The 24568-nt window shown below is 69.7% G+C and carries 15 protein-coding genes and 1 pseudogene; 11 read left to right on the top strand and 5 right to left on the bottom strand.

Going from position 1 to position 24568, the window contains the following annotated elements; translation table 11 throughout:
- A complete protein-coding gene (locus StrepF001_RS21235) occupies positions 1-1335 on the bottom strand; it encodes a proline-rich domain-containing protein (protein WP_129799815.1) in 1335 nt (444 codons plus the stop codon).
- Between the two features lie 140 nt (positions 1336-1475).
- Here StrepF001_RS21235 and mtnA point away from each other — a divergent pair, with 140 nt between their 5' ends.
- The 7 genes from mtnA (at position 1476) to StrepF001_RS21200 (ending at position 10597) form a co-directional block, all read left to right on the top strand.
- A complete protein-coding gene (gene mtnA / locus StrepF001_RS21230; protein ID WP_129799814.1) occupies positions 1476-2618 on the top strand; it encodes an S-methyl-5-thioribose-1-phosphate isomerase in 1143 nt (380 codons plus the stop codon).
- A gap of 188 nt (positions 2619-2806) precedes the next feature.
- On the top strand, positions 2807-3496 hold the full coding sequence (gene mtrA, locus StrepF001_RS21225; RefSeq protein WP_187283109.1) for a two-component system response regulator MtrA: 690 nt from the start codon (positions 2807-2809) through the stop codon (positions 3494-3496).
- A gap of 1 nt (position 3497) precedes the next feature.
- A complete protein-coding gene (gene mtrB / locus StrepF001_RS21220; RefSeq protein WP_129799813.1) occupies positions 3498-5573 on the top strand; it encodes an MtrAB system histidine kinase MtrB in 2076 nt (691 codons plus the stop codon).
- Positions 5563-7413 carry an LpqB family beta-propeller domain-containing protein gene (locus StrepF001_RS21215; protein ID WP_129799812.1) on the top strand — a complete coding sequence of 617 codons (1851 nt, stop codon included), beginning with the start codon at positions 5563-5565 and terminating at the stop codon, positions 7411-7413. Before mtrB ends, StrepF001_RS21215 begins: the two co-directional genes overlap by 11 nt.
- 692 nt (positions 7414-8105) lie before the next feature.
- The gene (locus tag StrepF001_RS50110; protein WP_346656958.1) at positions 8106-8636 is read left to right on the top strand and encodes a hypothetical protein; all 531 of its coding nucleotides are present in this window, start codon (positions 8106-8108) and stop codon (positions 8634-8636) included.
- A 282-nt stretch (positions 8637-8918) separates the two neighbouring features.
- Entirely contained in the window at positions 8919-9644 is a 726-nt protein-coding gene (gene raiA / locus StrepF001_RS21205; protein WP_129800079.1) for a ribosome-associated translation inhibitor RaiA, read from the top strand.
- Positions 9645-9850: 206 nt separating this feature from the next.
- Entirely contained in the window at positions 9851-10597 is a 747-nt protein-coding gene (locus tag StrepF001_RS21200; RefSeq protein ID WP_129799811.1) for a response regulator transcription factor, read from the top strand.
- A gap of 12 nt (positions 10598-10609) precedes the next feature.
- Here StrepF001_RS21200 and StrepF001_RS21195 read toward each other — a convergent pair whose 3' ends face one another.
- Positions 10610-11806, bottom strand: coding sequence for a crosslink repair DNA glycosylase YcaQ family protein (locus StrepF001_RS21195; protein ID WP_129799810.1), 1197 nt, complete (start codon positions 11804-11806; stop codon positions 10610-10612).
- A gap of 176 nt (positions 11807-11982) precedes the next feature.
- Positions 11983-12552, bottom strand: a complete 570-nt coding sequence (locus StrepF001_RS21190) for a GNAT family N-acetyltransferase (protein ID WP_129799809.1) — start codon at positions 12550-12552, stop codon at positions 11983-11985.
- Positions 12553-12856: 304 nt separating this feature from the next.
- Here StrepF001_RS21190 and secA point away from each other — a divergent pair, with 304 nt between their 5' ends.
- Entirely contained in the window at positions 12857-15664 is a 2808-nt protein-coding gene (secA, locus tag StrepF001_RS21185) for a preprotein translocase subunit SecA (protein ID WP_129799808.1), read from the top strand.
- An 84-nt stretch (positions 15665-15748) separates the two neighbouring features.
- Here the strand turns inward: secA and StrepF001_RS21180 are convergent.
- Positions 15749-16442, bottom strand: a pseudogene (locus tag StrepF001_RS21180) (Rv3235 family protein).
- Between the two features lie 310 nt (positions 16443-16752).
- Between StrepF001_RS21180 and StrepF001_RS21175 the strand changes: the two are divergent.
- Entirely contained in the window at positions 16753-17268 is a 516-nt protein-coding gene (locus StrepF001_RS21175) for a hypothetical protein (RefSeq protein WP_129799807.1), read from the top strand.
- A 93-nt stretch (positions 17269-17361) separates the two neighbouring features.
- A complete protein-coding gene (locus StrepF001_RS21170) occupies positions 17362-18027 on the top strand; it encodes an HAD family hydrolase (protein WP_129799806.1) in 666 nt (221 codons plus the stop codon).
- 187 nt (positions 18028-18214) lie between these two features.
- On the opposite strand, the gene StrepF001_RS21165 is transcribed toward StrepF001_RS21170, so the two are convergent.
- A complete protein-coding gene (locus StrepF001_RS21165; protein WP_129799805.1) occupies positions 18215-18781 on the bottom strand; it encodes a DJ-1/PfpI family protein in 567 nt (188 codons plus the stop codon).
- 800 nt (positions 18782-19581) lie between these two features.
- Here StrepF001_RS21165 and StrepF001_RS21160 point away from each other — a divergent pair.
- The gene (locus tag StrepF001_RS21160; RefSeq protein ID WP_129799804.1) at positions 19582-24510 is read left to right on the top strand and encodes an NAD-glutamate dehydrogenase; all 4929 of its coding nucleotides are present in this window, start codon (positions 19582-19584) and stop codon (positions 24508-24510) included.
- Positions 24511-24568 lie beyond the last annotated feature (58 nt).

Raw genomic sequence — 24568 nt, 5'->3', positions numbered from 1 at the left:
TCAGCTCCCGGGCGTGGAGCCGGCAGAGCCGGAGCCGTAGCTCTGGACACCGGCGGCGCGGGCGAGTTCGAGGTCGAGGGCCTCGCGGCGGATGCGCTGGTCGATGTAGAGGAGCACGGTCACGCCTGCCGTGATCGGGAACGTGATCATGGAACCGATCACCGAGCCGATCCCGCTGATGATCAGGAACGTCCAGCCGAAGTCGCCGGTGCCCTCCAGGAAGCCGCTGACGCCGTCACCGCTGAGCGCTGCGGCGAGGAACCCGAAGGGGATGACGACGATCGCAGCGACGATGTTCGCGATGATCGTGGCGAGCAGTTGGATGCCGAAGACCCGCCACCAGGAGCCGCGCACGAGCTTCGCGGAGCGGCTCATCGCCTTCATGATGCCCTGCTTCTCCAGCATCAGGGCCGCGGAGGCCAGGGAGAAGCGGATCATCAGCCACAGGGCGACGACACCGGTGCACAGGCTGCCCAGGACGATGAGTCCGGCGCCGGCGGCGCCCCCTCCCGCCAGTGCCACGAGGATGCCGGGGACGGCACCCACGAAGGCGACTCCAACGGCGATGAGGAGCAACAGGAAGATCAGGCCGAACAGTTTCACCACCCGCGGACGGGCGTCGCCCCAGGCCTCAGCTGTGGTCACGGGCTTGCCGAGGACCGCACGGCTGGTCACGGTGGTGAGCAGCGCGGTCGCCGCGACGGTGCCGATCAGGGAGATCAGGAAGACGACTCCGGAACTGAGCAGCGCGTCGCCCAGGGCGCGGGTCAGTTCGCCGAGGGTGGCGCTCGGGTCGTTGAGGGCCTCCGTGCTGGTCCTGTTGTTCAGGACGAGGCCCTGGAGCAGGATGACGACGATCTCCGTGACGACCGCGACCGTCAGCGAGATGCCGAGCACGGTGCGCCAGTAGGTGCGCATCGTGGAGACGGCGCCGTCGAGGATCTCGCCGACGCCGAGCGGACGCAGGGGGATCACGCCAGGCTTGGCCGCGGGCGGGGGACCGCCCCACTGGCCGCCCCAGCCGCCGTGTCCTCCGGGGCCTTGCCAGTTGCCGTGGCCGCTGCCGTACCCGCCGGGGGGCCGGCTGCCCCAGCCGGGGCCGGGCGGTGGGGGCGGCGGTGCCTGGCCCGGGGAGTCGCCTGGGGCAGACCACTGGGCGGGTGGCGGCTGCTCCTTGGACCACTTCGAGCCGGGGTCCTGCGGCTGCGGGCCCGGCTGGTCCGCGGGCTGTGCGGGGGTCGGCTGGTCGGGCTGTTCGGCAGGGCCGGACGTGCCGGGTTCCTGCCCGTCGGACGGGGCAGGTCCGGGCGAGGCCCAGCCCGGCGTGTCTTTCATCGTCGCTCCTTCACGGTGCCCGTCCGCTGTCGCGGCGGCAGGTTGGCAGACATCGTGCCATGGGGTGGTGACCCAGGGACCGGCCGCGGTATGGGCTGCACACCTTCAATTGTCCGCCGTACTACGGGCAGACTGACCGCATGGCTGATCAGTACGCGCAATCCGGCGAGGAAAAACCGTCGACCGGGATACCCGCGATCCGGTGGGAAGAGCCTCCCGAGGGTCCGGTCGTGGTCCTGCTCGACCAGACAAGGCTGCCGGCCGAAGAGGTCGAGCTGGTCTGTACGGACGCACCCGCGCTGGTGGAGGCGATCCGCTCGCTCGCCGTGCGCGGGGCGCCATTGCTCGGCATCGCGGGCGCGTACGGCGTCGCGCTCGCCGCCGCGCGCGGGTTCGACGTGGACGAGGCCGCAAACGCGCTGGCGGGCGCCCGGCCCACCGCGGTGAACCTCTCCGTCGGCGTGCGCCGGGCCCGGTCCGCATACTTGGTGGCGCTCGCCCGGGGCGGGAGTTCCGAGTCGGCCGCCGAGGCGGCGCTGGCGGCGGCGCGGCAGCTGCACCAGGAGGACACGGAGGCCAGTGCCCGGATGGCTGCGCACGGGCTGGCGCTGCTGGACGAGCTGCTGCCCGGCGGCGGTCACCGGATCCTCACGCACTGCAACACCGGGTCGCTGGTGTCGGGCGGCTCGGGGACGGCGTTCGCGGTGGCGCTCGCCGCACATCGGCAGGGACAGCTCAGGCGGCTGTGGGTGGACGAAACGCGTCCCTTGCTGCAGGGGGCCCGTCTGACGGCGTACGAGGCGGCGCGCAGCGGCATGGCCTACACCCTGCTCACCGACAGCGCGGCGGGTTCGTTGTTCGCGGCCAGGGAGGTGGACGCCGTGCTGATCGGGGCGGATCGCATCGCGGCCGACGGTTCGGTGGCGAACAAAGTCGGGAGCTATCCCCTCGCGGTGCTCGCGCGGTACCACCATGTGCCGTTCATCGTGGTGGCGCCGGTGACGACGGTGGATCCGGACACGCCGGACGGGGCGTCCATCGAGGTCGAGCAGCGGCCGGGATACGAGGTGACCGAGGTGGCGGCCCCCAACGTGCCGGTGACGGGAGGGGGCGGCGGAGTGCCGGTGGCGCCGCTGGGGACGCAGGCGTACAACCCGGCGTTCGACGTCACACCACCCGAGCTGGTGACAGCGATCGTGACCGAGGAGGGAGCCGTGTCGCCGGTGACCGCTGAGGCCCTGGCCGAGATGTGTGCCAGGTCGCGCCAGGCCGTGATCGGCTGACGAGCACCGTCCTTGTGGCCCCTGAGCGGGAGGTCGGGGCCGATTGCTGTGCGCACGAGGCGCGGCCCGGCATCCCCCGCTGAGATCAACGGCGACGGGCGAGGGCAGACAGTAGCGACCTCGTACGACTATCGTCACGGGCCAGTGACCTCCCTCACCAGCGGCCCGGTCACCGTTACGAGAATGGGATGATGTCGTTTATGAAGGGACGAGTCCTTGTCGTCGACGACGACACCGCACTGGCCGAGATGCTCGGCATCGTGCTGCGTGGTGAAGGTTTTGAGCCGTCTTTTGTAGCCGACGGCGACAAGGCGCTGGCCGCTTTCCGGGAGGCCAAACCCGATCTGGTACTGCTCGACCTGATGCTGCCCGGCCGGGACGGCATCGAGGTGTGTCGCCTGATCCGGGCGGAGTCCGGGGTGCCGATCGTGATGCTCACGGCCAAGAGCGACACCGTCGACGTGGTGGTGGGTCTGGAGTCGGGCGCGGACGACTACATCGTGAAGCCGTTCAAGCCGAAGGAGCTCGTCGCCCGGATCCGGGCGCGGCTCAGGAGGTCCGAGGAGCCCGCTCCCGAGCAGCTCGCCATCGGTGACCTGGTCATCGACGTGGCCGGGCACTCCGTGAAGCGGGACGGGCAGTCCATTGCGCTGACGCCGCTGGAGTTCGATCTGCTGGTCGCGCTGGCCCGTAAGCCGTGGCAGGTGTTCACGCGCGAGGTGCTCCTGGAGCAGGTGTGGGGCTACCGGCACGCGGCGGACACGCGGCTGGTCAACGTCCATGTGCAGCGGCTGCGCTCCAAGGTCGAGAAGGACCCGGAGCGGCCGGAAATCGTGGTGACCGTGCGTGGTGTCGGTTACAAGGCAGGGCCGAGCTGACATGTCCGGGGACAGTGCCGCTTCGGCGCCCGGCAGGTCCGGGGGCGGTGCGGGGCGGCCTGTCGGCCGGAAGACGGCGGGCTCCCGCTGGGGACGTTTTCTTGAGAGCGGGCTGCTGCAGGGCGGGGTCCAGGGCAGCCCGGTCCTGCGTCTGTTCATGCGCTGGGTGCGTCGGCCGTTGCTGCCCGTCATGCGGTTGTGGCGGCGCAACATCCAGCTCAAGGTCGTCGTCACGACGCTGCTGATGTCGCTGGGTGTCGTCCTGCTGCTCGGCTTCGTCGTCATCGGGCAGGTGCGTAACGGACTGCTGGACGCCAAGGTGAAAGCGTCGCAGAGCCAGGCCACGGGCGGATTCGCGGTGGCCAAGCAGAAGGCCGACGAGGCGGCGAGTGGAACCGGTGACGGGGCGGCCCAGGTCGACGGTCGGCCCTCCCAGAACGTGATCCAGTGGATGAGTGATCTCGTCTCCTCGCTCTCCAGCGGTGGTCAGGGTGCCTTCGACGTGGTGACGCTTCCGGCCGGGGACGACAGCGGCGGTGGGCGTGGCCCGCGTGCCTCCGGCGGTGTGGATCCCAACGAGAGCGTGCCGGAGGCACTGCGCGCGAAGGTCAGCAACAGTACGGCGGCCGCCCAGAGCTACACCCGCATCGTCTACAGCGGTGAGAAGGAATCCCAGCCGGCGCTGGTCATCGGCAAGGAGGTCGACGACCCGAACGGCGACCCGTACCAGCTCTACTACCTCTTCCCGCTCACGCAGGAGGAGAGGTCGCTGAGCCTGGTCAAGGGGACGCTCGCGACGGCCGGCGTCTTCGTCGTCGTACTCCTCGGGGCGATCGCCTGGCTCGTGGTGCGTCAGGTCGTCACGCCGGTGCGGATGGCGGCCGGTATCGCCGAGCGGCTGTCCGCGGGTCGGCTGCAGGAGCGGATGAAGGTCACCGGCGAGGACGACATCGCACGTCTCGGCGAGGCTTTCAACAAGATGGCGCAGAACCTGCAGCTGAAGATCCAGCAGCTGGAGGACCTGTCACGGATGCAGCGGCGGTTCGTGTCGGACGTGTCCCATGAGCTGCGAACGCCGCTGACGACAGTGCGGATGGCCGCCGATGTCATCCACGAGGCGCGGGAAGACTTCGACCCGGTGACCGCGCGGTCGGCGGAGCTGCTCGCCGACCAGCTGGACCGGTTCGAGTCGCTTCTGTCGGACCTGCTGGAGATCAGCCGCTTCGACGCGGGCGCGGCGGCGCTGGAGGCCGAGGCGATCGACCTCAGGGAGGTCGTACGGCGGGTCGTCAGCGGCGCCGCGCCGCTCGCCGAGCGCAAGGGCACGCGGATCCGGATCGTGGGCGATCAGCAGCCCGTCGTCGCCGAGGCCGACGCCCGGCGAGTGGAGCGGGTGCTGCGCAACCTCGTCGTGAATGCCGTGGAGCATGGCGAGGGCAAGGACGTCGTCGTCAAGCTCGCCGCGGCGGGCGGGGCGGTTGCGGTCGCGGTGCGCGACTACGGCGTCGGGCTCAAGCCCGGCGAGGCGACCCGGGTCTTCAACCGCTTCTGGCGTGCCGACCCGGCACGCGCGCGTACGACGGGCGGTACGGGCCTGGGCCTGTCGATCGCCCTGGAGGATGCGCGGCTGCACGGCGGCTGGCTGCAGGCATGGGGTGAGCCGGGCGGTGGGTCGCAGTTCCGCCTGACGCTGCCGCGGACCGCGGACGAGCCGCTGCGGGGCTCGCCGATACCGCTGGAGCCCAAGGACTCGCGCCGGAATCGTGGACTCAATGACGCGGGTCTGCCGCGCGGTGGCGGGACGAAGACCGCCACGGTGCCCGCACAGACGACGGGCAGCGGACCGCTGCCGCCGCGGGATCCGATCACGCCCAGGCTGGCCGCCGTTGCCCCCACGGCCGATCCGACGGCGCTACCCGGCAACGGCGCGCGGGTGGTGCCGCGGCCCGCGGGGGGCACACGACGGCAGGACGACCACTCCGCCGTGGAGGCGGCACGCAGCGCGGCCCTGAACCGTTCGACGGAGGCAGGGCCGGACGAGGCGAACGATCAAGGGGAGGTATTTCGTGGGCGCTGACCGCGAGGGGGGCGCCCGGCGGACGTCGGCGCGCGCGGTGGCGTACGTCGCCTGTGGTGCCGTACTTCTGACGGGGTGTGCCTCGATGCCGGACAACGGGGACCTGCGGGGCGTCGAGTCGACCCCGCGCCAGGACACCCAGGTGCGGGTCTTCGCCATGCCGCCCCGGGAGGACGCCCCGCCCTCCGAGATCGTGCAGGGCTTCCTCGAGGCGCTGACCAGTGACGATCCGCACTATGCGACGGCGAAGCAGTATCTGACCGCGCAGGCGGCGAAGACCTGGCGGCCGGAGCTGTCCACGATGGTGCTTGCGGACGGGCCGGCCACCGAGGCCGGTCCTGCGGGAGGCCGGGAGGACGGCGACAACGTCTCCTTCACACTCACCGGCACCAAGGTCGCTCTGGTGGACGCGGAGCAGTCGTATGCGCCGGCCGAGGGTGCCTACAGCAGGCAGGTGTACCTCACGCGGGACAAGAAGAACGGACAGTGGCGCATCGACGGGCTGCCGCCGGGTGTCGTCATGGGGCAGTCGGACTTCCAGCGCAACTACATGTCCGTCAACAAGTACTACTTCGCCTCGAACTCAGCGGTCGGGGCGGCCTCGCAGCCGGCCGCCGTCGCCGATCCCGTGTACGTGCGCCGGCGCGTGGATCCGATGACGTACATGGTGCGCTCGCTCCTCAACGGGCCCACGGCCTGGCTGGGGCCCGTGGTCCGGTCGAGCTTCCCGACCGGTACAGCCCTGGAGAAGGGCGCCGGCTCGCTGACGCCCGACGATCAGAACAAGCTGACGGTGCCTCTGAACGGGAAGGCCACCCGCGTGGGGCTGGCCAAGTGCAACGAGATGGCAGCCCAGTTGCTGTTCACGCTGCAGAGCCTCACTCCCGCGGTGGACGAGGTCGAAGTGCAGGCCGACGGAGCGCAGTTGTGCGTGCTCGACGAGGACGGGGCAGCGACCGTCGCCGCGCGCGGTTCGGCCGAGAGCCCCGAGTACCTGTACTTCATCGACGGTGAGCACCGCCTGGTACGGATTTCGGGCAGCAGCAGGGGCTCGAACGCCGAACCGGTGCCGGGCGAACTGGGCGAGGGTGCACAGGCGTTGCGGTCGGTGGCGGTGTCGCGTGACGAGGACACCGCGGCCGGGGTCGCCATCGACGGCAAGGAGCTGTACGTCGGCTCGCTCGTGTCGGGCGGTTCGCTCGGGGAGCCGGTGGTGAGCAGTACGGGCAGGACGGAGGAGGACCGGCTGACCGCGCCCAGTTGGGACGCGCGGGGCGACCTGTGGGTGGCTGACCGCAACCCCGAGAAGCCGCGCTTGCTCATGCTCCAGGAAGGCAAGGGCGAGCCGGTGGAGGTGGAAGTCCCGGGGCTGGACGGGCGGATCAAGTCCGTGCGGGTGGCGGCCGACGGGGTGCGGATCGCGCTGGTCGTGGAGAACGACGGTAAGCAGTCCCTGCTGGTCGGGCGGATCGAGCGGGCGGCGAAGGACGAGACGCACGAGAAGGACGGCGAACAGCCCGGAGTCTCTGTTTTCGAACTGCGGCCCGCCGCACCGGCGTTGGAGGAGGTCACCACCATGTCGTGGGCCGGTGACGGCCGGCTCGTGGTGGTCGGACGCGAGGAGGGCGGCGTGCAGCAGATGCAGTACGTCCAGGTCGACGGCTCCACGCCGGAGGGGCCGGCGCCCGACGCTCTGACCGGGGTGAAGGCGATTGCCGCCGCCGAGGACGACCAGCTGCCGCTGGTGGCGTACTCGGAGGACGGGATCGTACGGCTGCCGGACGGGGCGCAGTGGCAGACAGTGGTCAAGGACGGCTCTGCGCCGGTTTATCCGGGGTGACTCCTGTCCGGGTGAGGCCTTGGCGCGGCGCTGAGCCGGCGTCAGGGTGGTGGATCGGCGCGCGGCGCGGTGCGGTTGTTGCGCCGTGTTGGTGATGGCGCCGGTCAGGGTTGTGTTGTGACGCGTTGAAGGGCGGCCGTCTTCGTCGAGGAGAGACTCGGCGGAGACGGCTGTTTCTGCTGGTGGCGGGGCGACGGGGAGTTATCCACAGGCAGTTGTCCCCAGGGGTGGCCGCTCGGCGCGGGCGTTGGCACAGTGGTGGGCATGCGGGGGTGGTGGCAAGACCTCAGCGACCTGGTGCTACCGGCCGAGTGCGGAGGCTGCGGAAGGCCTCGCACGGTGCTCTGCCCGGAGTGCCGTGCCGCCCTGAGTGGGGCCGCACCGCGCCGGGCGCGACCGGCGCCGGAGCCGCCCGGTCTGCCGGTGGTGTACGCGGCCGCGCGGTACGCGGACGAGGTACGGGCGGTGTTGTTGGCCCACAAGGAGCGGGGCGCGCTGACCCTTGCCGGGCCGCTCGGCGTCGCTCTGGCCGGGGCGGTGCGGACGGGGCTTCGGGACGCACGGAAGGACCGGACGGCGGTGGGCGGTGCGGCGTCGGGGCGTGCGGGGGTGCGGCGGGCTCGGCCGGGATGCGGCGCGGTGCTGTCGATGGGACGGTGTTGCTCGTTCCCGTACCGTCCGGCCGTGGGGCCGTGCGGAAGCGAGGGCATGATCCGGCGCGCCGGATCGCGCTCGCGGCGGCTGCCGAGCTGCGGCAAACGGGGACACCCACACGGGTGCTCGCCGTACTGCGGCAACGGCGGGCCGTCGCTGACCAGTCCGAGCTCACCTCCCGGCAGCGGCTGGAGAACCTTGCCGGTGCTCTCCAGGTGACGGCCGGTGGTGCAGGGCTGCTGGGCGGCGGTCCGGTGGTGCTGGTGGACGACTTGATGACCACCGGGTCCTCCCTCGCGGAGGCTGCGCGTGCCATGCGGGCGGCGGTGGCGGACAGGGCGGTCGCTCACGGCGGTGTGGCGTCCGTGGTACGCGCAGATGTGGAGAAGGCCGTGTATGGGAGAGGCAATCGGGAAAGGGCAGGGGAACAGATGACGGGATCAATGGACGGGAGTACGGGCCTGGGCCGTGTCGTGCCGGGAATGGCGGGGCCGACCGGTGCCGGCGAGGTGATCTGCGCGGCTGTGGTCGCGGCAACGCCGGATTCTTTCGAGATGAACCGGAACTGACTGCGATCTTGCATCGTTGCAGGTAGTGAGAGGGTGTATTCACCTGAACGGAGGTACGTGACAGTAGAGGGTGACGACATCCGTCCGGGCGAGATATGTTCGGTTGTGAGGGAAAGCCGCAGGCCACACCTCGCAAATCTGAATGCCGTGCCGTGGGTATTCCGCAATCACCCGGGCCGGCTGGGTGGAGATCTTGCCCATGGGGGAGGAGGAGGTGGACGTCACCGAGTCCGAGGTTCCGGGGTTCCCCGGGACCGGGTGCACAAGGGAGATGCTCCGCCACTGAAGCGGAGCGATCCGGGAACGGAGTTCTGCGTGGACATCGTCGTCAAGGGCCGCAAGACCGAGGTGCCCGAGCGGTTCCGCAAGCACGTGGCCGAGAAGCTGAAGCTGGACAAGATCCAGAAGCTCGATGGCAAGGTGATCAGCCTCGACGTCGAGGTGTCCAAGGAGCCCAACCCCCGACAGGCGGACCGCAGCGACCGAGTGGAGATCACGCTCCGCTCCCGCGGTCCGGTGATCCGGGCGGAGGCAGCGGCCAGTGATCCGTACGCGGCACTCGACATGGCGGCAGAGAAGCTGGAAGCCCGGCTGCGCAGGCAGCACGACAAGCGTCACACGCGCCGGGGCGTGCGCCGGCTCACGGCAGCCGAGGTCCCCGACCACGTTCCGGGCGTGGCAACGCTCAACGGCAACGGCGGCGCCTTCCAGGCGGAGGAGCCGGGCGGGGTACCCACCAAGAGGATCGGCTCGCTGGAGGTGCAGGGTGAAGGCCCCCTGGTGGTCCGCGAGAAGACCCACGTCGCCGCCCCCATGACCCTTGACCAGGCTCTCTACGAGATGGAGCTGGTGGGGCACGACTTCTATCTGTTCGTCGACTCCGAGACCAAGGCGCCCAGCGTTGTCTACCGGCGGCATGCGTACGACTACGGCGTGATCCACCTCGAAACGGACACGATGGTCACCCAGGCGCCCGCACCTGAAGCGGGCGGCCCGCTGGGCGGCTGACCGTAACCGGACGACAGCTGATCCGGTGCCCCTGGAGTGTGAGTACGCCCCCAGGGGCACCGGTGCGCGACCACTTCGTCCGCCGCTCGGTCACCGGAGTGTCGTCCGGGCATGAAATCATGGCGGCAACGGCCCAACCGGTGGGCCGTTGCCTTGGGTTGGTGATGGCACAGGACCACGGGCCACAGCCTTCAGGGGGAGGAACGATGGCGGACAGGTTCGGACCGATGCAGGAGGGGGATGCCGACGACGGTGTCGTCGGCATGGGCCCGGACGCGGGCTCTCCACGCAAGGAGCCGATCCGGGTTCTGGTCGTGGACGACCATGCCCTGTTCCGCCGTGGCCTGGAGATCGTGCTCGCGGCCGAGGAGGACATCCAGGTCGTGGGGGAGGCGGGCGACGGGGCCGAGGCGGTGGAGAAAGCCGCCGACCTGCTGCCCGACATCGTCCTGATGGACGTACGGATGCCGAAGCGGGGCGGAATCGAGGCGTGCACCTCCATCAAGGAGGTGGCACCCAGCGCCAAGATCATCATGCTGACGATCAGCGACGAGGAAGCAGATCTCTACGACGCCATCAAGGCGGGCGCGACGGGTTATCTCCTCAAGGAGATCTCCACCGACGAGGTGGCCACGGCCATTCGCGCGGTGGCCGACGGGCAGTCGCAGATCAGCCCCTCCATGGCGTCGAAACTGCTCACCGAGTTCAAATCGATGATCCAGCGGACAGACGAACGCCGACTGGTGCCCGCGCCGCGGCTCACCGACCGGGAGCTGGAGGTGCTCAAGCTTGTCGCCACGGGTATGAACAACCGGGACATCGCCAAGGAACTGTTCATCTCCGAGAACACCGTGAAGAACCATGTGCGCAACATCCTGGAGAAGCTGCAGCTGCACTCCAGGATGGAAGCGGTGGTGTACGCGATGCGGGAGAAGATTCTCGAAATCCGGTGACCGGGCCGGGCTTCAGGCCAGGGCGCGGGCGAGTTCCGTGGTGAGAGGGGCGTGCAGTTCCGGGGCGTCCACCCGTTCCACGCGTACGTTTGTGCAGTCCACCCAGCTCGCCGCCTCGATCAGGGCCTGGGCCACGGCCGGAACAGCTTTAGGGCCGTCCAGCGTGACCTGCTTGGCCACCAGGGTGCGGCCTTCGCGGGCGGGGTCCACACGGCCGACGAGACGGCCGCCGGCCAGCACCGGCATCGCGAAGTAGCCGTACACCCGCTTCTGCTTGGGGACGTAGGCCTCCAGACGGTGAGTGAAGCCGAAGATCCGCTCCGTGCGCGCCCGTTCCCAGATCAGCGAATCGAAGGGGGACAGGAGCGTGGTGCGGTGGCGGCCGCGTGGGGGTGTCTCCAGGGCCGCCGGGTCCGCCCAGGCAGGCTTTCCCCAGCCCTCGACCGTGACCGGCACCAGGCCTGAATCGGCGATCACCGCGTCGACCTGCTCGCCCTTGAGACGGTGGTAGTCGGCGATGTCCGCGCGGGTGCCGACACCGAGGGACTGGCCGGCGAGGCGGACCAGACGGCGCAGGCATTCGGTGTCGTCGAACTCGTCGTGCAGCAGGGCGTCGGGGACCGCGCGTTCGGCGAGGTCGTAGATCCGTTTCCAGCCGCGGCGCTCGACGCAGACCACCTCGCCGTACATCAGGGCCCGTTCGACGGCGACCTTGGCGCCGGACCAGTCCCACCAATCGCTGGTGCGCTTCGCGCCGCCCAGTTGCGTGGCCGTGAGGGGGCCCTCCGCGCGGAGTTGCTTGATGACCTGGTCGTAGGCGCCGTCCGGGAGTTCGTGGTTCCAGTGGGGGCGGTTGCGGTAGGCGCGGCGGCGGAAGGCGAAGTGGGGCCACTCCTCGATGGGGAGGATGCAGGCGGCGTGGGACCAGTACTCGAAGGCGTGCGGTCGTGTCGAAGGGGCGCCGATGGATGCAGTCGTCCAGTAGGCGTTCTCGACGGTTCTGCGGCCCACGGCGCCGAGGCGGGCGTACGGGATGAGCTCGTGGGAGCGGGCGAGGACGGAGATGGTGTCGAGTTGGACTGCGCCGAGGTGACGGAGTATGCCGCGGACGCCGGCCTTGCGGTTGGGGGTGCCGAGGAGGCCCTGGGCGCGCAGGGCGATGCGGCGGGCTTCGTCTGCGGTGAGGTCCGTGGGGCGCGGGGTCGTCATGCCGTCGAACGATAGGCGGTGGGTCTGACAACGCGGGGTGAGCTGGGGATTCGTGAACCGGGGCCCTGTGCGGCTGAGCGAGGGGGTGCGCAGCCCGGCACGACGGGGTGCCGCCGGCGCCCATCCCTGCCGCCCTGGGGGTTCCCCCTCTGAGGGAGACGCGAATGCCCACGGACTTACTGGCGGGGCGGCAGATAGGGCGCCGTCGACGGCAACCCCAGGTCCGATGGCAGGAGGGAACCCACCCAGCAGTCCCGTCGTACCCCGTTGTTGTGGAGCGCGGCGCGTAGCGTGCCCTCGATGGTGAAGCCGGTGCGTTCGGCGACCGCGCGGGAGGCGGTGTTGCCCACTTCGGCACGCCATTCCAGGCGGTCGATCGACTGGTGGATGAAGGCCCAGCGGGCGGCGGCGAGGGTGGCCTCGGTCATGTAGCCGTTGCCGCGGTGGCGTTCGGTCGCCCAGAAGCCGAGCTCGCCCACGCCGAGGGAACGCATGGTGATACCGAGCATTCCTGCCAGTTCCCCCTGGCTGAGGAAGACGCCGAAAGTGAACATCGAGCCGGTCGCCCAGCCGTCGGGGACCAGGTGCTCCGTGAAGCTCTGGGCATGTTCATGGAGGTAGGGCGACGGGATCGTGGTCCAGCGCTGGATGACGGGATCCTGACAGGCGGCGTAGACGGTGTCCGTGTCGTCCTGGCCGACCGTGCGCAGGAGGAGGCGGGCGGTGGGGATGGTGACGGGCTCCATCGGCCGATTCTGCTCGGGAAGGCGTGACGATGCCATGCATTTCGCTGCGTGTGACCACGTGATCACGATTCGCGCAATTCGTGGGAGGGGCGCGGCACTATCCAGGACTCCCGGCCGTTGTTCCGTGTGAAGACAGAATTGAAGGCAGGTCTGACGTCGGATGCGACGTCGATGTGCTGCAGTGGACTGTCGTCGCCCGGCAGGCCTCCCGGCGCGGCCGGGTCCTCGCATACGATGGCCGTTGCTCAGTACGTCGAAGGAAAACCGACCGTCCCAGGCCCGACCGGCAAGGAGACCAAACCCCGTGTCCGTCCTCTCGAAGATCATGCGTGCAGGCGAAGGCAAGATCCTGCGCAAGCTGCACCGTATCGCGGACCAGGTCAACTCCATCGAAGAGGACTTCGTCGACCTCTCCGACGCCGAGCTGCGGGCCCTCACCGATGAGTACAAGCAGCGCTATGCCGACGGTGAGAGCCTGGACGACCTGCTGCCCGAGGCATTCGCCACTGTGCGCGAGGCCGCCAAGCGCGTCCTAGGCCAGCGGCACTACGACGTGCAGATGATGGGTGGCGCCGCCCTCCACCTCGGCTACGTCGCCGAGATGAAGACCGGTGAGGGCAAGACCCTCGTGGGTACGCTGCCCGCGTATCTGAACGCCCTGTCCGGTGAGGGCGTCCACCTCATCACGGTCAACGACTACCTGGCCGAGCGCGACTCCGAGATGATGGGCCGCGTCCACAAGTTCCTGGGCCTGAGCGTCGGCTGCATCCTGGCCAACATGACGCCGGCCCAGCGCCGCGAGCAGTACGCGTGCGACATCACCTACGGTACGAACAACGAGTTCGGCTTCGACTACCTGCGCGACAACATGGCGTGGTCGAAGGAGGAGCTCGTCCAGCGCGGGCACAACTTCGCCATCGTCGACGAGGTCGACTCCATCCTCATCGACGAGGCCCGTACACCGCTGATCATCTCGGGCCCGGCCGACCAGGCCACCAAGTGGTACGGCGACTTCGCCAAGCTCGTCACCCGGCTCAAGCGCGGTGAGGCCGGCCAGCCGCTCAAGGGCATCGAGGAGACCGGCGACTACGACGTCGACGAGAAGAAGCGCACGGTCGCCATCCACGAGTCCGGTGTCAGCAAGGTCGAGGACTGGCTGGGCATCGACAACCTCTACGAGTCGGTGAATACGCCGCTGGTGGGCTACCTGAACAACGCCATCAAGGCCAAGGAGCTCTTCAAGAAGGACAAGGACTACGTCGTCATCGACGGCGAGGTCATGATCGTCGACGAGCACACCGGCCGTATCCTCGCCGGCCGTCGCTACAACGAGGGCATGCACCAGGCGATCGAGGCGAAGGAAGGGGTGCCGATCAAGGACGAGAACCAGACGCTCGCCACGATCACCCTGCAGAACTTCTTCCGCCTCTACAACAAGCTCTCCGGCATGACCGGTACGGCGATGACCGAGGCCGCCGAGTTCCACCAGATCTACAAGCTCGGTGTGGTGCCGATCCCGACCAACAAGCCGATGGTCCGTAAGGACCAGTCGGACCTGATCTACCGCACCGAGGTCGCGAAGTTCGACGCGGTCGTCGACGACATCGCCGAGAAGCACGAGAAGGGCCAGCCGATCCTGGTCGGCACCACCTCGGTCGAGAAGTCCGAGTACCTCTCGCAGCAGCTCAGCAAGCGCGGCATCCAGCACGAGGTGCTCAACGCCAAGCAGCACGACCGTGAGGCGCAGATCGTCGCTCAGGCCGGCCGCAAGGGCGCCGTGACCGTGGCGACGAACATGGCCGGCCGTGGTACGGACATCAAGCTCGGCGGCAACCCCGACGACCTCGCGGAGGCCGAGCTGCGCCAGCGTGGCCTCGACCCCGAGGAGCACATCGAGGAGTGGGCCGCCGCGCTTCCCGCCGCCCTGGAGCGGGCCGAGAAGGCGGTGCAGGCGGAGTTCGAAGAGGTCAAGAGCTTCGGCGGCCTCTACGTGCTGGGCACCGAGCGGCACGAGTCGCGGCGTATCGACAACCAGCTGCGTGGCCGTTCCGGCCGTCAGGGCGACCCCGGCGAGTCCCGCTTCTATCTCTCCCTCGGCGACGACCTGATGCGGCTGTTCAAGGCGCAGATGGTCGAGCGCGTGATGGCGATGGCGAACGTCCCGGACGATGTGCCGATCGAGAACAAGATGGTCACGCGCGCGATCGCGTCCGCCCAGTCGCAGGTCGAGCAGCAGAACTTCGAGACCCGTAAGAACGTCCTGAAGTACGACGAGGTCCTCAACCGGCAGCGTGAGGTCATCTACGGCGAGCGGCGCCGCGTCCTGGAGGGCGAGGACCTGCACGAGCAGGTGCAGCACTTCATGGACGACACGATCGACGCCTACGTCGCCGCGGAGACCGCCGAGGGCTTCGCCGAGGAGTGGGACCTGGACCGGCTGTGGGGCGCCTTCAAGCAGCTCTACCCGGTGAAGATCACCGTCGAGGAGCTGGAGGAGGCGGCCGGCGACCGGGCCGGGCTCACCGCCGACTTCATCGCCGAGTCCATCAAGGACGACATCCACGAGCAGTACGAGGCCCGTGAGGCGCAGCTCGGCTCCGAGATCATGCGTGAGCTGGAGCGCCGGGTCGTGCTGTCGGTCCTGGACCGCAAGTGGCGCGAGCACCTCTACGAGATGGACTACCTCCAGGAGGGCATCGGCCTGCGCGCGATGGCGCAGAAGGACCCGCTGGTCGAGTACCAGCGCGAGGGCTTCGACATGTTCACCGCCATGATGGAGGGCATCAAGGAGGAGTCCGTCGGCTACCTGTTCAACCTGGAGGTCCAGGTCGAGCAGCAGGTCGAGGAGGTGCCCGTCGAGGACGCCAAGCCGACGCTGGAGAAGCAGGACGCGGTGCCCGCGCAGGCGGGGGCGCGCCCCGAGATCCGCGCCAAGGGCCTGGAGGCACCGCAGCGGCGGAACCTGCACTTCACCGCTCCGACCGTGGACGGCGAGGGTGGCACCATCGAGGGCGACTTCAGCGAGGAGGAGCCGGTGCGGTCTGCGGCCGACGGCCTCACGCGCGCGGAGCGTCGCAAGCAGGCCAAGGGCGGGCGGCGCCGCAAGAAGTGACGGCGCCTGAGGCGTCGTAGCAGCGGAAGGGCCGGGTCACCTGAGGGTGCCCGGCCCTTCGGCGTGAGTGGGGTGCGTAGTGGGTCAGTTATCGACGGCGGTGCGCGTGCGAGGGCCGCCCAGTTCCACGGCCGTGCAGCGCCAGCGGTGGTCTCGGCCCAGCTCCAGGCGAAACGCCATGGCACGCAGGCGGTCGCCCGCGCCGATGCGGGCGAAGGCCTCGATGGCGCCCGGGCGGGGTTCGTAGTAGCCGACGTCGCGGACGACGGGGCGCGGGCCGCGGGTGCGCAGGGGGCCGCGTTCAGCGAGGCGGGCCAGCTCGTCGTAGGCGGGGCCGGCGGTGTGCCGGAGCATGGCGTGGACGGGGCGTTGCCCACTCAGGACGAGCAGCAGCCGGTCGGCGAAGAGGTCAGTGGGGCGGGGCTGCGGGACGACCGGCTTTCGGGTGTGGGAGGCGCTGCGGGCTGGGGCGGGGGCTTGGGGCGTCGATGGGGTGCGGAGGGCCGTGGGGCGGCAGGGCTCGGGGCGGGGCGGTGAGGGGGCGTTGGGCGGCTGGGGGCGGGTGGATGGGGGGTGGGCGTGCGGCTGCTGGGGGCGTGGCGGATCGTGCCGCCGTAGGGGTCGTCGTAGAGGTGGTGGCGGGCGTGTGGCCGCTGGGCTTGTGCGGGAGGGGCCCGCGCCTGGAGTGCGGGTGAGTTGTTGCCGGGCGGCGGTGTCGCGCGGGTCGGGGACGGGTGCCGGCGTGGTGCTGTGGCGTCCTGGTCATGACCTTGTTCATGGGGGTCCCCGTTCGGTGGGCCCGGCGCGCGGTGCGTACCGGGCAGTAACTTGCTGTTGGGGATCTTGTACGGGCCCTGGTCGAGGGCGGGCAAACAAGCGGGCGGGAGGCCGGTGGCCGGAATGTTCACCTATCCGGGTGAGGAGCGGGGACAGGAGCCCGTGGGGAACGGGGTGCACCGGGTGACTTTCCGGCGTCGAGTGGACGCCCTGCGAGGCGCGGGCAGGGGCTCGAAAGGGGACCCCGCACGTATCCTGAAGGCCCTCACCGGGGCCTTGCGGAGGCCCTCCGACCACGAAAGCGGCCAACCATGCGCGTCTACGTCCCCCTGACCCTCTCCGGTCTCGCCGAGGCGTACAAGACGGGCGAGGTCGGCGCGGGGCCGCTCGTCGCCTACGCCGTCACGCCGGCCTTGCGTGAGTGGTACCTCTCCGACGACATCGAGGAGTTGGAGTACGCGGCGCTGAGCCGGGCCGCGCTGGCCTCGCTGCGGCTGCTCGCCGCGGACCCGGGGGCACCACGGCGGCGGGTGGTGGTCGCCATCGACGTCCCTGACGGACAGGCGGCCGCCGACCCAGGACGGGGGCCCGACCCGGCCGCGCTCGGCGAGGTGCGGATCGCCGGCGCCGTACCGCTGGCCAAGGCGGCCTCGGTGCATGTCGACTCGGGTGAGGCGGAGCCGGATGTCGCCGCAGCCGCCGAGGCGCTTCAGGCGGCGGACGGCGGGGACGACGACGCGCAGTTCGTCGTGGACGGGGCCGAGGACCACGAGTTGCTGTGGTACGCGACGCAGGAGATCCCCAACCTGGTCGGCTCGCAGGACTGACGCTCACCGTGGCACGACTGCTCACGGCTGCTTGGTGCCAGGCTGACCTGGGGATCTCTTGATTGTCAGTGGTGGCGGGTAACGTTTTTAGGCATGGGGAAGCACGGAGCTGAGCACATTGTCTGGGACTGGAACGGCACGCTGTTCCACGACAATGACGCGATCATCGGGGCGACGAACGCGGCGTTCGCCGAGCTGGGGCTGGAACCGATCACGATGGAGCAGTACCGGGCGCTGTACTGCGTGCCGGTGCCGAAGTTCTACGAGCGGCTGCTGGGGCGGCTGCCCACCGATGCCGAGTGGGAGGTCATGGATGCGACCTTCCACCGGTACTACTCGGAGCACCGGGTTCGGTGCGGGCTGACCGAGGGGGCGATCGAGCTGCTGGCGGAGTGGCAGTCGGCAGGGCGCAGCCAGTCGATCCTCAGCATGTACGTCCATGACGAACTCGTCCCGCTGGTACGGGGGTTCGGGATCGAGACGCACTTCATACGCGTCGACGGGCGGACCGGGCCCTCCGGGGGCAGCAAGGCCGAGCACATGGTGCGGCACCTCGCGGCGCTCGCCGGGGTGGAGCCCGGTCGGACCGTGGTGATCGGCGACGCCGCGGATGACGCGGTGGCCGCGCGGCACGTGGGAGCGCGGGCCGTGCTCTACACCGGGGGCTCGCACAGCCGGGCCAGCCTGGAGGAAGCGGGCGTGCCGGTGGTGGACTCGCTCGGGGAGGCGGTCGCGGTGGCGGAGGAGCTGGCGGCCTGAGGGAGCGTTGGTGCCGGTAGGGCGGTTCGCGCAGCCCGGCGCTGCGGGGTGCCTCCCCCACTCTCGGCTTCGCGTGAGCGGGGGGACCCCTATTGCCCTGGGTCCCCCAGGCCCTTGAGGCACTGGGGGAGGCACGACTGCCCGCAGCTCGGCGGCGCGGCGCCGGGGCGTTGCTGGTGGGCGGGGCTCAGGTTGCCGGGGCCTTGGCGCGCAGCACCTTGAGGAACTCGCGCATCCAGGCGGAGTGGTCCGGCCAGGCGCGCGAGGAGACCAGGGTGCCGTCGATCACTGCCTCGGCGTCCTGGAAGGTGGCGCCGGCGGCCTGCATGTCGAGTTCCAGCGCGGGGTACGCCGTGACGCGGCGGCCGCGGAGGCCGTCGATCGCGGCGGTGAGCAGGGGGCCGTGGCAGATCTGGGCGACGGGTTTGTCGGCGTCGAAGAAGGACTTGAGGATCTTGCGGAGTTCGGGATCGTTGCGGAGGTACTCCGGGGCGCGGCCGCCGGGGATGACCACGGCGGCGTACTGGCCGGGGTCGACCTCCGAGAAGGCGAGGTCGGCGGGCCAGGTGTAGCCGGGCTTTTCGGTGTAGGTGTCGAAGCCGGGTTCGAAGTCGTGGACGACGAATTGCAGTTTCTTGCGGGTGGGGGCTGCGATGTGGACGTCGTAGCCCTCTTCGCGGAGGCGTTGGTAGGGGTAGAGGACTTCGAGGGACTCTGCTGCGTCGCCGGTGACGATGAGGATCTTGGTGGTCATGGCGGTGGGCTGCCCTTCGTGGGTGGCTTCCGGCTGCGTGGGTCGTTCAGGGGCAAGGTGCCTCCGGGGCGGGGGGTTGCCAAGGGTACGCGCCGGTTTCCGGGCGAGGTGGGGTTGTGGGGCGCGTGGTCCGGCGCTGCGGCGTCCGCTACGGCCGCGGCCGGCGTTGGTGCTGGTAGGGCGGTTCACGCAGCCCGGCGCTGCGGGGTGCCTCCCCCACGCTCGAACGAGCTCGCGCGGGGGCACCCCCATCGCCCACCCGTGCCGCCCCAGCGGCACGACTGCCCGCAGCTGCGACGGCACGGTTGACCGGAGTTGCGGCGGTGCGACTGCCCGCGGCTCAGGCAGCCACCGTCGTCGCAGCGCGCTTGTCCCTGTGCAGACTGTCAAAGTTCCGGTCCCGGTTTTGTACACATACGGCTCATGACGGACCCCCGGTAATGAGCGATAGCCTTGTGGCGTGATCAGCGCGATAGTTCGCGGGGGCCTTGGTGTCCCTGCTCTGCGCCCGGAGAGCACGGACGACATCCGTATCCGGGCGGTGGTCGCTGGTCTTCGCGGGCGGGTCGGGGCCCCGAGGGGCTCCACGGTGACGCGCACACTGCGGGCGCAGACGTTGTGGAGAGCAGCGTCACATGCCCCGGTCGCGTTGGAAATGGCTGATAACCCACCGCTCATCTCACCTTGCGGCATAGCGTCGGAACGGACCGGACACCCCGCGTCACGGCGTCGCGTCGGAAGGGCAGAGACCGTACTTCCTTCTACGTCACGCAACGGCGCGCGACAGGAGCCAGAGGACAATGCAGACCAAGCTGGACGAAGCCAAGGCCGAGCTGCTCGATCGGGCCGCCCGGGTAGCTGAGCACAGCCCGGTCGGGGGGCACCTACCGACTGGGACGACGGAACACGGCATCCCCGACCGGGCGGCCGTGCTCGCGTTCCTCCAGCGCTACTACCTGCACACCGCCCCGGAGGACCTCACCGACCGCGACCCGGTCGACATCTTCGGAGCTGCCTACTCCCACTACCGACTGGCCGAAAACCGCCCCCAGGGCACGGCCAACGTCCGCGTGCACACCCCGACGGTCGAGGAGAACGGCTGGACGTGCAGCCACTCCGTCGTCGAGGTCGTCACCGACGACATGCCGTTCCTGGTCGACTCCGTCACCAACGAGCTGACGCGCCAGGGACGCGGCATCCACGTCGTCATCCACCCGCAGATGGTGGTGCGCCGCGATGTCACCGGCAAGCTCAACGAGGTGCTCACCACGCCGCCCACCGGCGACCTCCCGCACGATGCGCACATCGAGTCCTGGATCCACGTCGAGATCGACCGCGAGACCGACCGCTCCGACCTGAAGCAGATCACCGCCGACCTGCTGCGTGTCCTGTCCGACGTCCGCGAGGCCGTCGAGGACTGGGGCAAGATGCGGGACGGGGCGCTGCGGATCGCCGAGGGCCTGCCCGAGGAGCCCATCGCCGGTGACCTGCCCGAGCAGGAGATCGAGGAGGCCCGTGAGCTGCTGCGCTGGCTGGCCGCCGATCACTTCACGTTCCTCGGCTACCGCGAGTACGAGCTGCGCGACGACGACTCCCTCGCCGCGGTGCCCGGCACCGGTCTCGGCATACTGCGGGCCGACCCGCACCACGAGACCGGCGAGGCCCACCCGGTCAGCCCGTCCTTCGAGCGGCTTCCGGCCGATGCCCGCGCCAAGGCCCGTGAGCACAAGCTACTCGTGCTGACCAAGGCGAACAGCCGGGCCACCGTGCACCGCCCGTCGTACCTGGACTACATCGGCGTCAAGAAGTTCGACGAGCAGGGCAATGTCGTCGGTGAGCGGCGCTTCCTGGGACTGTTCTCCTCCGCCGCCTACACCGAGTCCGTCCGCCGGGTTCCCGTCATCCGGCGCAAGGTCGACGAGGTGCTCAAGCGTGCCGGGTTCTCGCCCAACAGTCACGACGGACGTGATCTGCTCCAGATCCTCGAGACGTATCCGCGTGACGAGCTGTTCCAGACACCGGTCGACGAGCTGCAGTCCATCGTCACCTCGGTCCTCTACCTCCAGGAGCGGCGGCGGCTGCGGCTCTACCTGCGCCAGGACGAGTACGGCCGCTACTACTCGGCCCTGGTCTATCTGCCCCGCGACCGCTACACCACCGGCGTCCGGCTCAGGATCATCGACATCCTGAAGGAGGAACTCGGCGGCACCAGCGTCGACTTCACCGCCTGGAACACCGAGTCGATCCTCTCCCGGCTGCACTTCGTGGTCCGGGTCCCGCAGGGCACCGAGCTGCCGGAGCTGTCCGACGCCGACAAGGAGCGTATCGAGGCCCGCCTCGTCGAGGCCGCGCGCTCCTGGGCGGACGGATTCGCCGATGCGCTGAACGCCGAGTTCGGCGAGGAGCGCGCCGCCGAACTGCTGCGCCGCTACGGCAACGCCTTCCCGGAGGGCTACAAGGCCGACCACAACCCGCGCGCCGCGGTCGCCGACCTCGGCCAGATCGAACGGCTCGAGGAGGACAACGACTTCGCGCTCAGCCTGTACGAGCCGGTGGGCGCCGCCCTCGACGAGCGCCGCTTCAAGATCTACCGCAAGGGCGAGGCCGTCTCCCTGTCCGCCGTCCTGCCGGTCCTCAACCGGCTCGGCGTCGAGGTGGTCGACGAGCGGCCGTACGAACTGCGCGGCGCCGACCGCAGCGTCTCCTGGATCTACGACTTCGGCCTGCGTATGCCCAAGGCGAAGGACGGCGTGGATTACGGCCGCGACGACGCCCGCGAGCGGTTCCAGGAGGCCTTCGCCGCCACCTGGACCGGCAAGGCGGAGAACGACGGCTTCAACGCCCTCGTGCTGAGTGCCGGGCTGAACTGGCGGCAGGCGATGGTGCTGCGGGCGTACGCCAAGTACCTGCGCCAGGCGGGTTCGACGTTCAGCCAGGACTACATGGAGGACACCCTCCGAAACAATGTCCACACCACCCGGCTGCTCGTCTCCCTGTTCGAGGCGCGGATGTCGCCGGACCGGCAGCGCGCCGGGCGCGAGATCGTCGACGCCCTGCTCGAGGAGCTCGACGCGGCCCTGGACCAGGTGGCCTCGCTCGACGAGGACCGGATCCTGCGGTCCTTCCTCACGGTCATCAAGGCGACCCTGCGCACGAACTTCTTCCAGGAGGCGTGGGGCGGCCGGCCGCACGAGTACGTGTCCATGAAGTTCGACCCGCAGGTCATTCCGGACCTGCCGGCGCCGCGCCCGGCGTACGAGATCTGGGTGTACTCGCCGCGCGTCGAAGGTGTGCACCTCAGGTTCGGCAAGGTCGCGCGTGGTGGTCTGCGCTGGTCGGACCGCCGGGAGGACTTCCGTACGGAGATCCTCGGCCTGGTCAAGGCGCAGATGGTGAAGAACACCGTCATCGTGCCGGTCGGCGCCAAGGGCGGCTTCGTCGCCAAGCAGCTGCCGGATCCGTCCGTGGACCGGGACGCGTGGATGGCGGAGGGCATCGCCAGCTACAAGACGTTCATCTCGGCGCTGCTCGACATCACCGACAACATGGTGGCCGGTGAGGTCGTCCCGCCCGCCGAGGTCGTACGGCACGACGAGGACGACACGTACCTCGTGGTCGCGGCCGACAAGGGCACCGCCACCTTCTCCGACATCGCCAACGGTGTCGCGGAGCAGTACAACTTCTGGCTCGGCGACGCCTTCGCCTCCGGCGGCTCCGCGGGCTACGACCACAAGGCGATGGGCATCACCGCCCGCGGCGCCTGGGAGTCCGTCAAGCGGCATTTCCGGGAGTTGGGTGTGAACACCCAGGTCGAGGACTTCACGGTGGTCGGCATCGGTGACATGTCCGGTGACGTGTTCGGCAACGGCATGCTGCTCAGCGAGCACATCCGCCTGGTCGCCGCCTTCGACCACCGGCACATCTTCATCGATCCACACCCGGACGCGGCCACCTCCTACGCCGAGCGACGCCGGCTGTTCGAGCTGCCGCGCTCCAGCTGGGAGGACTACAACACCGAGCTGCTGTCGGCCGGTGGCGGTGTCTTCTCCCGTAGCGCCAAAGCGATCCCGGTCAACGCGCACATCCGCGACGCCCTCGGCATCGAGGGCAAGGTCACCAAGATGACCCCGGCCGAGCTGATGAAGGCCATCCTCAAGGCGCCGGTGGACCTGCTGTGGAACGGCGGCATCGGTACGTACGTGAAGGCCTCGACCGAGTCTCACGCGGACGTCGGTGACAAGGCCAACGACCCGATCCGCGTCGACGGCGCCGACCTGCGCGTCAAGGTCGTCGGCGAGGGCGGCAACCTGGGCCTGACCCAGCTCGGCCGGATCGAGTTCGCCCTGCACGGCGGCAAGATCAACACGGATGCGATCGACAACAGTGCGGGCGTGGACACCTCCGACCACGAGGTCAACATCAAGATCCTGCTCAACAGCCTGGTCACGGACGGCGACATGACCGTCAAGCAGCGCAACAGGCTGCTCGCCGACATGACCGACGAGGTCGGCCGTCTGGTCCTGCGCAACAACTATGCGCAGAACACGGCCATCGCCAACGCCCTCGCCCAGTCCAAGGACATGCTCCACGCCCAGCAGCGCTTCATGCGCCACCTGGTGCGCGAGGGCCACCTCGACCGGGCGCTGGAGTTCCTGCCCACCGACCGCCAGATCCGCGAGCGGCTCGGCCAGGGCCAGGGGCTGACCGGTCCGGAGACGGCCGTCCTGCTGGCGTACACGAAGATCACGGTCGCCGAGGAGCTGCTGCACACCTCGCTGCCCGACGACCCGTACCTGCGCGGGCTGCTCTACGCGTACTTCCCGACCGCGCTGCGCGAGAAGTTCCCCGAGCACATCGACAGCCACCCGCTGCGCCGCGAGATCACCACGACCGTGCTGGTCAACGACACGGTCAACACCGGTGGTACGACGTACTTGCACCGCCTGCGCGAGGAAACCGGCGCGTCGCTGGAGGAGATCGTCCGGGCGCAGACCGCGGCCCGCACGATCTTCCGCTCGGGGACGGTGTGGGACGCCGTCGAGGCGCTGGACAACAAGGTCGAGGCCGCCGTCCAGACCCGGATCCGGTTGCACTCGCGCCGACTGGTGGAGCGCGGCACCCGCTGGCTGCTCAACAACCGGCCGCAGCCGCTCCAGCTCGCCGAGACCGTCACCTTCTTCGCCGACCGCGTCGAGCAGGTCTGGTCGCAGCTGCCCAAGCTGTTGCGCGGCGCGGACCTGGAGTGGTGGCAGAAGATCTACGAGGAGCTGACCGGCTCCGGCGTGCCGGACGAACTCGCCACCCGGGTGGCCGGGTTCTCCTCCGCCTTCCCGGCACTGGACATCGTGCTGGTGGCCGACCGTATGGGCCGGGACCCGATGGACGTCGCGGATGTCTACTACGACCTCGCCGACCGTCTCGGCATCACCCAGCTCATGGACCGCATCATCGAGCTGCCCCGCGCCGACCGCTGGCAGTCCATGGCCCGCGCGGCCATCCGCGAAGACCTGTACGCGGCCCATGCAGCCGTCACGGCCGACGTCCTCGCGGTGGGCAACGGGGCCTCGACCCCCGAGCAGCGCTTCAAGGTCTGGGAGCAGAAGAACGCGGCGATCCTCGGCCGCGCCCGGGCCACCCTGGAGGAGATCCAGAGCTCGGAGTCCTTCGACCTGGCGAACCTGTCGGTGGCGATGCGCACGATGCGGACGCTGCTGCGGAGTCACTCGTAGTCGGCAGTCGCGGTACGCATCCGACGTCCGGCGTCGGTACGTACGACAGCGGGGCGCC

The sequence above is a fragment of the Streptomyces sp. F001 genome (genome assembly GCF_004187715.1).
Lineage (GTDB): Bacteria > Actinomycetota > Actinomycetes > Streptomycetales > Streptomycetaceae > Streptomyces > Streptomyces flavusporus.
Note: the sequence above shows the minus strand (reverse complement) of the source record. Positions and strands in the feature narration are given on the sequence as shown.